At 74.1% G+C, this 11,733-nt stretch carries 11 protein-coding genes and 1 tRNA gene; 10 read left to right on the top strand and 2 right to left on the bottom strand.

Going from position 1 to position 11,733, the window contains the following annotated elements; all coding sequences use genetic code 11:
• Positions 1–6 precede the first annotated feature (6 nt).
• The 8 genes from BJ999_RS23035 to BJ999_RS23070 all read left to right on the top strand — a co-directional run bounded on the left by BJ999_RS23035 (position 7) and on the right by BJ999_RS23070 (position 7,347).
• Positions 7–102 (top strand) — tRNA-Sec (locus BJ999_RS23035).
• A 48-nt stretch (positions 103–150) separates the two neighbouring features.
• Complete coding sequence (locus tag BJ999_RS23040) at positions 151–342, top strand: DUF3099 domain-containing protein (RefSeq protein WP_089313299.1); 192 nt, start codon at positions 151–153, stop codon at positions 340–342.
• Positions 339–965 (top strand): trimeric intracellular cation channel family protein, encoded by a 627-nt coding sequence (locus BJ999_RS23045; RefSeq protein ID WP_179835213.1) that lies wholly within the window; start codon positions 339–341, stop codon positions 963–965. Before BJ999_RS23040 ends, BJ999_RS23045 begins: the two co-directional genes overlap by 4 nt.
• Positions 966–1,031: 66 nt before the next feature.
• The gene (fdhD, locus tag BJ999_RS23050) at positions 1,032–1,844 is read left to right on the top strand and encodes a formate dehydrogenase accessory sulfurtransferase FdhD (protein ID WP_179835214.1); all 813 of its coding nucleotides are present in this window, start codon (positions 1,032–1,034) and stop codon (positions 1,842–1,844) included.
• Positions 1,845–2,005: 161 nt separating this feature from the next.
• Positions 2,006–2,938 carry a metal-dependent hydrolase gene (locus BJ999_RS23055; RefSeq protein ID WP_179835215.1) on the top strand — a complete coding sequence of 311 codons (933 nt, stop codon included), beginning with the start codon at positions 2,006–2,008 and terminating at the stop codon, positions 2,936–2,938.
• Positions 2,939–3,071: 133 nt separating this feature from the next.
• Positions 3,072–3,917 (top strand): M24 family metallopeptidase, encoded by an 846-nt coding sequence (locus BJ999_RS23060; RefSeq protein ID WP_373292731.1) that lies wholly within the window; start codon positions 3,072–3,074, stop codon positions 3,915–3,917.
• Positions 3,914–5,683 (top strand): SDR family oxidoreductase, encoded by a 1,770-nt coding sequence (locus BJ999_RS23065; protein ID WP_179835216.1) that lies wholly within the window; start codon positions 3,914–3,916, stop codon positions 5,681–5,683. Before BJ999_RS23060 ends, BJ999_RS23065 begins: the two co-directional genes overlap by 4 nt.
• 50 nt (positions 5,684–5,733) lie before the next feature.
• Positions 5,734–7,347: a phytoene desaturase family protein gene (locus BJ999_RS23070; RefSeq protein WP_179835217.1), complete on the top strand. Its 1,614-nt coding sequence runs from the start codon at positions 5,734–5,736 to the stop codon at positions 7,345–7,347.
• 31 nt (positions 7,348–7,378) lie between these two features.
• Here BJ999_RS23070 and BJ999_RS23075 read toward each other — a convergent pair whose 3' ends face one another.
• Entirely contained in the window at positions 7,379–8,827 is a 1,449-nt protein-coding gene (locus BJ999_RS23075; protein WP_229810307.1) for an MFS transporter, read from the bottom strand.
• 195 nt (positions 8,828–9,022) lie between these two features.
• Here BJ999_RS23075 and BJ999_RS23080 point away from each other — a divergent pair, with 195 nt between their 5' ends.
• Positions 9,023–9,457, top strand: a complete 435-nt coding sequence (locus BJ999_RS23080) for a CBS domain-containing protein (protein WP_179835219.1) — start codon at positions 9,023–9,025, stop codon at positions 9,455–9,457.
• Positions 9,458–9,485: 28 nt separating this feature from the next.
• Here BJ999_RS23080 and yczR read toward each other — a convergent pair whose 3' ends face one another.
• Complete coding sequence (gene yczR, locus BJ999_RS23085) at positions 9,486–10,979, bottom strand: MocR-like transcription factor YczR (RefSeq protein ID WP_179835220.1); 1,494 nt, start codon at positions 10,977–10,979, stop codon at positions 9,486–9,488.
• A gap of 94 nt (positions 10,980–11,073) precedes the next feature.
• Between yczR and yczE the strand changes: the two genes are divergently transcribed.
• Entirely contained in the window at positions 11,074–11,712 is a 639-nt protein-coding gene (gene yczE / locus BJ999_RS23090) for a membrane protein YczE (protein WP_229810306.1), read from the top strand.
• Positions 11,713–11,733 lie beyond the last annotated feature (21 nt).

An 11,733-nucleotide genomic window follows, 5' to 3' on the forward strand; every position in this document is an offset into this window, starting at 1 on the left:
GCCGCCGGAGGCGTGTGAGCGCCTGGTGGCCTCCACGGCCTTCAAAGCCGACGGTCCCGAGGATCTCGGGACGGCGGGTTCGATTCCCGTACGCCTCCGCCACCCCCGCCCCGCGCGGGGCGGGGGGCGGGCGCGACGTAACGTGAGGGCATGCGGCGTCGCAGGCTGGCCTACGGGATCATGATGGGCACGTGCCTCACCCTGTTCGTGCTGGCCTGGGCGGTGGTCCGGCTGTACTCGCACACCGCGGCGATCGCGATGACGGTGGTGGCGCTGGTGATCCCGCCGTTCGCGGCGGTGGTGGCGAACTGGAACATCGACCGGAGGGACCACCGCGAGTGAGCGGCCACGGGGTCGCATGGCTGCTGGACCTCGCCGGGATCTTCGTGTTCGCCGTGTCGGGGGCGCTCGCGGCCGTCCGGCAGCGGCTGGACGTCGTCGGGATGGTGGTGCTGGCCGAGATCACCGCGCTCGGCGGCGGGATCCTGCGCGACCTGCTCATCGGGGCGGTCCCCCCGGCGGCGTTCACCGACCTCGGGTACGTGCTCGTGCCGGTGGCGGCGTCGGCGCTGGTGTTCTTCTGGCATCCGCAGGTGACGCGGCTGCTGCCGGCGGTGCTGCTGTTCGACGCGGCCGGGCTCGGGCTGTTCTGCGCGACCGGGACGGTCAAGGCGCTCCAGTACGGCCTTTCACCGGTGCACGCGGTGCTGCTCGGCATCGTGACGGCGGTGGGCGGCGGCATCCTGCGCGACGTGCTGGCCGGGCAGATCCCGGCGGTGCTGTACGACCGGCAGTTGTACGCGGTGCCCGCGCTGCTCGGCGCGGCCGTGACCGCCGGCGCCGAGAGCGCGGGCCTGCACGGCGGGGCCGTCACCGCGGGCGCCGCCGTGATGGCGTTCGGGTTGCGCGTCCTCGCGATGCGCCAGGGGTGGCGGGCGCCCCGCCCCCGCGGGGTGCCCGACTAGCCCCGCGCGGCGGCGCCCGGCCCAGGGCTTCGTTTGGGGCGGGTTCCCGGGGTACCGTCAACGGTCATGGGGCGGATCACCGTGCGCAGGCCCGTGCTCCGGCTGAGCGCGTCCGGGTCGCGGGTGCGCAGGCCCGACACGCTCGCGGCGGAGGAGCCGCTGGAGATCCGCGTCGCCGGCAAGCCGCTGACGATCACCATGCGCACGCCGGGGCACGACTTCGACCTGGTCGCCGGGTTCCTGGCGGCCGAGGGCGTGGTCGGGCGGGCGGGCGACATCGCGACGATGCGGTACTGCGCCGACACCGAGGAGCAGAACACCCTGGACGTGGTGCTCTCCCCCGGCGTGCCGCCGCCGGACGACTCCATGACGCGGGCGTTCACCACCACCAGCGCCTGCGGGGTGTGCGGGAAGTCGAGCATCGAGGCGCTGCGCGCCGACCGCCCCTACGAGGTCGCCGGCGACCCGGTGCGGCTCACCCCGCACGTGCTGGCGGCCATGCCGGAGCGGCTGCGCGAGGCGCAGCGGGTGTTCGACCGGACGGGCGGCCTGCACGCCGCCGGGCTGTTCGACGCCGAAGGCGGGCTCCTCGCCGTGCGCGAGGACGTCGGCCGCCACAACGCCGTCGACAAGGTGATCGGGTGGGCCCTGCGGCAGGGACGGCTCCCGCTGGCCGGCACGGTCCTCATGGTGAGCGGGCGCGCGTCGTTCGAGCTGACGCAGAAGGCGATGACGGCCGGCGTCCCGGTGCTGGCGGCGGTGTCGGCGCCGTCCTCGCTGGCGGTGGACCTCGCCGAGGACGCCGGGATGACGCTCGTCGGCTTCCTGCGCGGCGAGACCATGAACGTCTACGCGGGGGCCGAGCGTATCGCCCTCTGAGCGGCGCCACTTGTCACCCCGGGTCGAAAACCAAGCGGTAACTTGTTGGCTTCTCCTCAAGAAACCGCGGTCCGGGCAGGAGTTGACTGCACTGCCAATGGCATACGCGCGGCGCGGGGGCACGTCGCGGCCGACCCGGACGCGTGGAAGGCGAGGACCGCATGACGAGGCCCCAGGCGAGCGGCGGAACGGTGCCCGTCGACGAGCGCCATCCGCCGATCAAGCCGCGGCGCGTCTCCTTCGACTGGTCGGAGACCCCGCTGCACTGGGTCCCGGGCGACCCGGTCGCCACCCACATCATCAACTCGTTCCACATCGTCCTGCCCGAGGGCGAGAAGTGGTTCATCCAGTGCGTCAAGGACGCCCGCCCGCACATCCGGGACGAGCGGCTGCTGGAGGAGATCAAGGGCTTCATCGGGCAGGAGATGGTGCACGCCCGCTCCCACCAGGGCGTCCTGGACCAGATCCTGCAACGCGCCGGCATCGACGTCTCCAAGATCACTGACGCGGCGGGACGGGGCAACTCCGAGCGCCCCGCGCAGATGGCGGCGCTGAAGGAGCGCAACCCGCGGGCGTGGCGGCGCCGGCTGCGCTTCGAACTGGCCGCGGTCGCCTCGATCGAGCACTACACCGCCGTCCTCGGCCAGTGGATCATGGACAACGACCGGCTCGACAAGGCCGGCGTGGACCCGACGATGCTGGACCTGCTGCGCTGGCACGGCGCCGAGGAGGTCGAGCACCGCTCGGTGGTCTTCGACGTCTACACCGCCATGGGCGGCCGGTACCCGACCCGCGTCGCCGCGTGGCTCGTGTCACTGTTCTTCCTGTACTGGGCGCTGATCGGCGGCTCGCTCTACCTGCTCAAGCAGGACCCGACCATCAAGCGCCGGGTGACCCCGCTGCGCGTCTACCGCTCCTACCGGCGGTCAGTCCGGCTCGGCCACGTGCCCGGCATCTTCCGGCTCCTGCTCGGCGAGGCGCCCGTCTACCTCAGGCCCGACCACCATCCCTCCAAGGTGTGCTCCACGCCGCGCGCGCTGGACTACCTCACGCAGTCGCCCGCCGCCAGGTCCGCGGGCTACGACCCCTACTAGGCCCCTGTCCCCGCCCTGCCCCGGCGCGTTGCGATATTCGCGCTCCGCGAGCTGCCGGTTCCCGCGCTCCGCCGTGGCGGGCGTCACTCCGCCGGCCCTTGACCCGGGCGCGGATCGGCGGTTTATTAACAATGTGTCCAATAAAGTGGCGCTCGCCCGCGTGCACGACGCGGCGGAGCTCGAGCGATTCCGTGCCGTCCAGCGCCTGTGCTACCGGTGCGCCGAGGAGGTCGCCGGCACGCTCGAACCGGGCGTGACCGAGCGCGAGGCGTGCCGGCGCATGCGCCGGTGGCTGCGCGAACACGGCGTGGACGACTGGCTGCACACCCCGTTCGCCTGGTTCGGCGACCGGTCGGCGTTCCGCGGCTTCCGGGTGCCCACGCAGTTCCTGCCCGGTGGGACGCGCCTGGAGGAGGGCATGCCCTACATCCTGGACATGGCCCCGGTGAAGGACGGCTACTCCGCCGACATCGGCTACGGCGGCGTCCTCGGCGAGAACAGGATCTGGGAGCGGCTCGACGCCGACCTCGCCGGCTACCGGGCGCTCATCCTCGGCCTCGTCCGCGAGCGGCGCACGTTCGCCGACGTGTACGCCGAGGTCGACGCGCTCATCGAGCGGCAGGGCTACGACAGCCGGCACCGCGAGTATCCGGGCCGCGTCATCGGCCATCAGGTCGGCGTCATCGGCGGGATTCTCCCGAAGCGCGTGGGATTCCCATTCGGTGTACGGTTCCTCCAGACCATCGGCCGCGAACTGGTCAAGGAGCGCCTGGAAGGGCGCTCCCCGCTCTGGAACGGGGCCGCGCAGTCCCAGCACCCCCCGACGCCCGGGCTGTGGGCGGTCGAGCCCCACATCGGGTTCCGCGGCGTCGGCGTGAAGTTCGAGGAGATCCTCGTGGTCACCGAGGACGACGCGTACTGGCTCGACGACGACCTTCCCCACGTGCACCGGTGGGCCCGACGGGAGACGACCGCATGACACACCCCGCCCCACCCGTCACCCGGCGGCGCGTCCGCGGCGACGGCGTCGACCTCGCCGTCTACGAGCAGGGCGACCGGTCGCGCCCGACCGTGCTGCTGGTCCACGGCTACCCCGACACCCACGCCGTCTGGGACGAGGTGGCCGCGCGGCTCGCCGAGCGGTTCCACGTCGTCCGCTACGACGTGCGCGGCGCGGGCGCCTCGTCCCGTCCGTTCGGACGGAGGCGCTACACGTTCGAGTACCTGATGGCCGACATGGAGGCCGTCCTGGACGCGACCGCGCCCGAGCGCAAGGTGCACCTGGTGGGGCACGACTGGGGCTCCATCCAGTCGTGGGAGGCGGTCTGCACGACGCCGGACCGCTTCGCGTCGTTCACCTCGATCTCCGGCCCCTGCCTGGACCACGTCGCGCACTGGACGCGGCGGAACCTGGCGCGCCCCACCCCCGCCAACCTGCGGCGGGCGGCCGGGCAGGCCGTCCGCTCCTGGTACATCTACTTCTTCCAGACGCCGGGGCTGCCGGAGCTGCTGTGGCGGGCCGGGATGGCGAAGCCGTTCGCCAAGGCCCTGGAACTCGGCGAGGGCGTCCCGCCCCGGCCGGGCCACCCGGCCAGGACGATGGCGCGCGACGCCGCGGCCGGGGTCGGGCTGTACCGGGCGAACATGCTCCAGCGGCTGCGCCGCCCGCGCGAGCGGCGCACGGACGTCCCGACTCAGGTCATCGTCCCGACCAGGGACCTGTTCGTCTCGCCGCACCTGGTCGGCGGGCTGGCCGGGCGCGTCCCGAACCTGTCGCTGCGCACGCTCAAGGCCGGGCACTGGGTGCCCCGCAGCCACCCCGACGTCGTCGCCCGCTGGGTCACCGAGCACATCACCGGCGTCCAGGGCGGTCCGCTCGCCGCCGCCGAGGCGCGCGCGCTCAGGCGGGCCAGGGTGACTCCGAGCCGGCGGTCCTTCGACGGGTCCCTCGTCGTCGTCACGGGCGCGGGGAGCGGGATCGGCCGCGCCACCGCGCTGGCCTTCGCCGAACGAGGCGCCGAGGTGGTCGCCGCCGACCTCGACGCGGACGCCGCCGAGCGCACCGCCGAACTCGCCGGCCTCCTCGGCCCGGCGGGACACGCCTTCCAGGTGGACGTGTCCGACCGCGGCGCGATGGAGGACTTCGCCAAGGCGGTCGTGCACGAGCACGGGGTACCGGACGTCGTGGTCAACAACGCCGGGATCGGCATGGCCGGCCCGTTCCTGGAGCACGGCACCGACGACTGGCGCAGGGTCCTGGACGTCAACCTGTGGGGCGTCCTCCACGGCTCACGGCTCTTCGCCAAGCAGATGGTGGAGCGGGGGCAGGGCGGCCACATCGTCAACACCTCCTCGGCCGCCGCGTTCACGCCGTCCCGCGCGCTGCCCGCCTACGCGACCAGCAAGGCGGCCGTGCTGATGCTGTCGGAGTGCCTGCGCGCCGAGCTGAAGGGCGAGGGCATCGGGGTCAGCGCCGTCTGCCCGGGGATCGTCAACACCAACATCACCCGCACGTCCCGCTTCGTCGGCCAGAACGAGGAGGACGAGGCTCGCAGCCGGCAGCGCGTCGCGCGCGCCTACGCCCGGCGCAACTACGGACCGGACCGCGTGGCGGAGCAGATCGTCGCGGCCGTCCGCGACGACCGCGCGGTCGTCCCGGTGACGCCGGAGGCACGCCTGGGCTACCTCGGGTCGCGCGTGGCGCCGGGCGTGATGCGGCTGCTGGCCCGGCTCGACGTGGGCTGACCGCGGCCCTCTCGCGGGCGCCCGTAAGGTGATCGGGGGAGGGATGCCGCATGGCTGACGCCGTGGTCGTCGGCGCGGGGCACAACGGTCTCGTCGCCGCCAACATGCTGGCCGACGCCGGGTGGGACGTGGAGGTGCTCGAGGCGCAGCCCGAACCGGGCGGCGCGGTGCGCAGCGACCGGGGCGTCCACCCCGACTACGTGAGCGACCTGTGCAGCGCGTTCTACCCGCTCGGCGTCGCGTCGCCCGCGATGCGGGCGCTGGAACTGGAGCGGCACGGCCTCCGCTGGCGGCACGCGCCCGCCGTCCTCGCCCATCCGCTCCCGGACGGGCGCTGCGCCGTCCTCGAGCGCGACCGCCACGCGACCGCCGCCGGCCTCGACGCGCTCGGCGCGGGCGACGGCGAGGCGTGGCTGCGGCTCTGCCGCCTGTGGGACGACATGGGAGAGGACGTCCTGCGCGCCCTGTTCACCCCGTTCCCGCCGGTCCGGGCCGCGCTCCCCCTGCTGAGGTCGGCGCGCCGGGCGGGCGGGCTCCGCGCCCTGCGCACCCTGCTGGCCCCCGTCCGCACGCTCGGGGAGCAGGAGTTCGCCGGGCCCGGCGGCCCGCTGCTGCTCGCCGGGTCGGCGCTGCACACCGACATGTTCCCCGAGTCGACCGCGGGGTCGCTGTTCGGCTGGCTGCTCGCCATGACCGGGCAGCGGTACGGGTGGCCGGTCCCCGAAGGCGGCGCGGGCGAGCTGACGGCGGCGCTCGTGCGGCGGCTGGAGTCGCGCGGCGGGCGCGTCCGCTGCGGCACCCCGGTCGCCTCCGTCGTCGTGCGGGACGGGCGCGCGCTCGGCGTCCGCACCGCGTCCGGCGAACCGGTGCGCGCGGCCAGGGCCGTCCTCGCCGACGTTTCGGCCCCCGCCCTCTACGGGGGCCTGGTCGGCTGGGCGGATCTGCCGGCCTCGCTGCGCGCCGACATGAGCCGCTTCGTCTGGGACCACGCCACCTTCAAGGTCGACTGGGCGCTGTCCGGGCCGATCCCCTGGGCGGCGGACGGCGCCGGGCGCGCCGGGACCGTCCACCTGTCCCCCGGCCTGGACGCGATGACCGACTACAGCTCGCAGCTGGCCACCGGGCGCGTCCCCTCCGAGCCGTTCGCGCTCCTCGGCCAGATGACGACCGCCGACCCCGCCCGCTCCCCCGCCGGAACCGAGTCGGTCTGGGCGTACACCCACGTCCCGCACCAGGTGAAGGCCGACGCGGGGCCGGACGGCATCACCGGCGTCTGGGACGGGCGCGAGCGCGACGCCATGGCGGACCGCGTCGAGAACGTCGTGGAGCGCCTCGCCCCCGGCTTCCGCTCCCGCGTCATCGACCGCCGCGTCACCGCGCCGCCCGCGTTCCAGGACCATGACGCCAACCTGCGCGGCGGTGCGCTCAACGGCGGCACGGCCATGCCGCACCAGCAACTGCTGTTCCGTCCGGTCCCCGGCCTCGGGCGCGCCGAGACGCCGGTCGCGGGCCTGTACCTCGCGTCGGCCTCCGCGCACCCGGGCGGCGGCGTGCACGGCGCGTGCGGCGCCAACGCGGCCCGGGCCGCCCTCGCCCACGCCGGCCCGGCGGGCCGCCTGCTCGCCCCGGCGCTCGGCGCGGTGTCGCGCCTCCTCGCCCCCTGACCGGGGCGGGAAGGCGCGACCGGGGACGCCGTCAGGCGGCCGTGGCCTCCTCCGCCGACAGCGGCCTCGCCACGTCCTCCAGGGAACGCTGCGCCGCCTCGACGCCGATGGCCAGCTCCACCAGCCCGGCGGCGATCATCAGCCCGGCGCCCAGGTAGTAGCCGTTCACGACGTTCGCCACCTTCTCGGTCTCCACCAGGCGCCCGAACAGCGCGGGCCCGACCACTCCGCCGAGGCCCGTCCCGACCGCGTAGAACGCGGCGATCGCCATCGCCCGGGTCTCCATCGGGAAGATCTCGCTGACCGTGAGGTAGGCCGACGACGCCCCGGCGGAGGCGAAGAAGAACACCGCGCACCAGCAGGCCGTCAGCGTCCAGGCGTCGAGCAGGTCCGCGCGGAACAGCAGCCCGGTCCCGACCAGCAGCACACCGGAGATCACGTAGGACGCCGTGACCATCGTCCTGCGGCCGACCGTGTCGAACAGCCTGCCGAGGAAGAACGCGCCCAGGAAGTTCCCGATGCCGATCGGGATCAGGTAGTAGCCGACCTTCGCGTCGGGGACGTCGAAGAACGTGCTGAGCACGAGCGCGTAGGTGAAGTAGACGGCGTTGTAGAGGAACGCCTGCCCGATGAACAGCGACAGGCCGAGGACCGTCCTACGCGGGTAGCGGCGCACGGCCGTCGAGGCGATCTCCCCGAACGAGACGACACGGCGCTGCCGGACCCGGATGCTCTCCCGGGGCTCCTCCAGGGGCTCGCCGGTCTCCTCGGTGATCTCCCGTTCGATGCCGCCGACCACGCGCTCGGCCTCGTCCTCGCGCCCGTGGATGAACAGCCAGCGCGGGCTCTCGGGCACCATCCGGCGAACGAACAGCACCCCGAGGCCGAGGACGGCCCCGAGCGCGAACAGGGCCCGCCAGCCGAGGTCCTCGGGGAGGAGGTCGCCGTTCAGCACCGGGATCGACAGCGCCGCCGCGATGGACGTGCCGATCCAGAACGAGCCGTTCACCACCACGTCCACCCGGCCCCGCACCCGCGCCGGGATCAGTTCGTCGATCGCCGAGTTGATCGCGGCGTACTCGCCGCCGATGCCGGCACCGGTGAGGAACCGGCAGGCGTAGAACCACAGCGGGTTGAACGAGAACGCGGTCGCGACCGTCGCCGCCAGGTACAGCGCGAGCGTGGCGATGAAGAGCTTCTTGCGCCCGAACCGGTCGGTCAGATGCCCGAAGAACAGGGCGCCCAGGCAGGCACCGATGACGTAGATGGACGCGGCCAGCCCGACCTGCCCGTCCGTCAGCCCGAGGCCCCCCGACGCGTCGGTGAGCCGCGGGCCGATGACGCCGACGACGGTCACCTCCAGGCCGTCGAGGATCCAGACCGCGCCGAGGCCGATCAGGACCGTCCAGTGCCAGCGTGACCACGGCAACCGGTCGAGCCGTGCCGGGATCTCCGTTTCGATGGTTCGCTCTGCCGTCATCGCCATGGATCCCTTGGTTCCCGATCTACGGCATTTATGCCGCCCTTATGCCGTCGCCAGACCGGGATGACTCACCGGCCAGGGGTTTCCCTGAAGGCCGGAACATGCGAGTTTGGCAGGGACAAGGCCCGGCCAGCGGCCCCGTCCGGGCGGCCGCCGTCCCCCGGGCCCGAAACCGGCACCGGAGCGTGAGGCATGCGAATTCGCGACATCCTGCGGAGGAAGGGAGACGCGGTGGCCACGGTACGGCCCGAGGCCACCGTGCGGCAGCTCCTCGTCGTCCTGGCGGAGCACAACATCGGAGCGACGGTGGTCTCGCCCGACGGCGCCTCGATCGCCGGCATCGTGTCCGAACGGGACGTGGTGCGGCGGCTGCACGAGCACGGCGCGGCGCTGCTCGACCGTCCCGTCTCGGAGATCATGACCGCCGAGGTCCGCACCTGCGGCCCGGGCGACCAGGTGGAGGACCTGCGCCACGCCATGACCGAGCACCGGTTCCGGCACGTGCCCGTCGTCGTGGACGGCCGGCTCGTCGGGATCGTCAGCATCGGCGACGTCGTCAAGAGCGCCATCGACGAGCTGGAGAGCGAGCGCGAGCACCTGGTCGACTACATCCAGCGCGCTCCCTGACGCCCGCCGGACGCAGCGGCCGCCCCCGTCAGACGTAGGCGGGCAGGGGCCGCGCCGCCGGCGCCGCCTCGGCCTCGCGCTGGGCGAGGGCCAACCGCCGCACCGCCAGGCGCAGCGTGTCCGGTGGCAGCACGTAGGGCAGCCGCACGTAGTCCTCCAGCACGCCGTCCGTCCCGAACACCGGGCCGGCGACGACGCGGACGCCGAGCCGCTCGGACGCCTCGGCGAGCCGGGAGGCGATCGGCGCGCCGATCCTCGCCCACAGCGACATGCCCCCGTCCGGGAGCCGGAACTCCCAGCCCGGCAGCAGCTCGCGCAGCGCCGCGGCGAGCGCGTCGCGGCCGCGCAGCAGGTTCGCGGCGCGTTCGGCGCGGACCTCCTCCACCCGCAGCAGCAGTTCCCGGACGATCAGCTGGTCCAGGACCGGGCTCGCCATGTCGAACGGCTCGCGGGCCAGCACGAGGCGGCGGGCCAGCGGGGCGGTGGCGCGGATCCACCCGATCCGCAGCCCGCCCCACAGCAGCTTGGAGGCCGACCCGATCGTGACGACCCGGCCGCCGCCGTCGAAGGCGGCCAGCGGCGGCTCGCGCGGAGCCTCGGGGTCGTGGGCGAGCTCGGCGAAGGTCTCGTCGGCGACGAGGAACGCGTCCGCGCGCCGCCCGGCGTCGACGAGCCCGGCCCGGTCCCGCGCCCGCATCAGGTACCCGGTCGGGTTCTGGAAGTCGGGGATCAGGTACGCCATCCGGACCGCGGCCTGCCGCATGGCGCCCGCGGCGAGCTCGACGTCCCAGCCCTCGTTGACGCCGACGGGGACGAGCCGGGCGCCGCGGCGGCGCAGCGCACCGAGCGCGTGCGGGTAGGTGGGGCGCTCGACCATCACCGCGTCGCCCGGCTCCACCAGCAGCTGGGTCAGCAACGTGAACGCGTGCTGCGCGCCGGTGGTGACGACGATCTGGTCGGCGCGCGTCGCGACGCCGCGCGCGGTGTAGCCGTCCGCGATGACCTGCCGCAGGCTCGCCAGCCCGGCGGGCTCGTAGCCCGGGCCCGAGCTGTAACGGGGCAGCTCGTCGACGGCGGCGGCGACCGCCTCTTCGAAGATCGCGGGGGCGCCGGGAGCGGCGCAGCCGAGGTCGATGAACGAGGGGTCGTCCGGCGCGGGGTGGGCCATGCCGTACCGGTGGCCGGCGGGGACCGCGTCGCCCGGCGCGCCGCGGAGCGCGCCGGGCGGCTCGGCCGACGACATGCGGACCGGGGGCAGCGCCGTCCAGCTCCCCGCGCCCTGCCTGCTCTGGACGTAGCCCTCGTCGCGGAGCCGGTCGTAGGCGGTCGTCACGGTGGTGCGGCTGACGCCGAGGGCGGCGGCCAGGTCGCGTTCGGCGGGCAGGCGCGTGCGCAGCGCGAGCCTGCCGTCCAGGACGAGGGCGCGCAGCGACCGGGCCACCGCCGCATAGACGGGACGCTCCCCGGACACGTCCCCGAGCAGCCGGGCCAGGTGCGGGCCGCTCACGTAGCGCGTGCTCATACGAGCCACTTTCCCACATTGGCTCTACAATCACCAGTCCACTGAGCGCCAGAGTGGTCCGCAACGATGGCCGCCAGTGGATCGGAAGCTTGAAATGGCCTTGATGACGCGCCGCCTGGTGCAGCTCTACATTGGATTGGCCTTGTACGGGCTCGGGATCGCCCTCCAGGTGTCGTCCGGCCTCGGCAACGACCCCTGGGACGTCTTCCACCAGGGGCTCTCGCGGCGCTTCGGCCTGTCGATGGGCGCCTGGATCATCATCACGGGCGCGGTCGTGATGCTCGCGTGGATCCCGATGCGGCAGCGGCCCGGCATCGGGACCGTCAGCAACGTCGTCCTCATCGGCGTCTTCGCCGACCTGTTCCTGTGGCTGCTGCCCGCTCCGGACGCGCTCGCCGGCCGCTGGGCCTATCTGATCGCCGCCGTGCTCGTGGGCGGCTTCGCCACCGGCTGCTACATCGGCGCCGGCCTGGGCCCGGGCCCCCGGGACGGGCTGATGACCGGGCTCGCGGCGCGCGGCCACTCGATCCGGGTGGTCCGGACGGCGATCGAGCTGGGCGTGCTGGCGGTCGGCTGGCTGCTGGGCGGCACCGTCGGCGTTGGAACGGTCCTCTACGCCGTGGCGATCGGGCCGCTGACCCACGTCCTGCTGCCCCGGCTGACCGTCCGGGCCCGCACGCCCGCGCCCGCGCCCGAACCCGAGCCCGAGCCCGAGCCCGCCGGCGTCTGCTAGGGCCTGTCTCGAGGTGGCCTC

The sequence above is a fragment of the Actinomadura citrea genome (genome assembly GCF_013409045.1).
Lineage (GTDB): Bacteria > Actinomycetota > Actinomycetes > Streptosporangiales > Streptosporangiaceae > Spirillospora > Spirillospora citrea.

Coding starts and splice junctions, on each gene's coding strand:
- BJ999_RS23075 (WP_229810307.1), bottom strand. CDS start 8,827: ATGACGGCAGAGCGAACCATCGAAACGGAGATCCCGGCACGGCTCGAC.
- BJ999_RS23040 (WP_089313299.1), top strand. CDS start 151: ATGCGGCGTCGCAGGCTGGCCTACGGGATCATGATGGGCACGTGCCTC.
- BJ999_RS23070 (WP_179835217.1), top strand. CDS start 5,734: ATGGCTGACGCCGTGGTCGTCGGCGCGGGGCACAACGGTCTCGTCGCC.
- yczE (WP_229810306.1), top strand. CDS start 11,074: ATGGCCTTGATGACGCGCCGCCTGGTGCAGCTCTACATTGGATTGGCC.
- BJ999_RS23080 (WP_179835219.1), top strand. CDS start 9,023: ATGCGAATTCGCGACATCCTGCGGAGGAAGGGAGACGCGGTGGCCACG.
- BJ999_RS23055 (WP_179835215.1), top strand. CDS start 2,006: ATGACGAGGCCCCAGGCGAGCGGCGGAACGGTGCCCGTCGACGAGCGC.
- BJ999_RS23065 (WP_179835216.1), top strand. CDS start 3,914: ATGACACACCCCGCCCCACCCGTCACCCGGCGGCGCGTCCGCGGCGAC.
- fdhD (WP_179835214.1), top strand. CDS start 1,032: ATGGGGCGGATCACCGTGCGCAGGCCCGTGCTCCGGCTGAGCGCGTCC.
- yczR (WP_179835220.1), bottom strand. CDS start 10,979: ATGAGCACGCGCTACGTGAGCGGCCCGCACCTGGCCCGGCTGCTCGGG.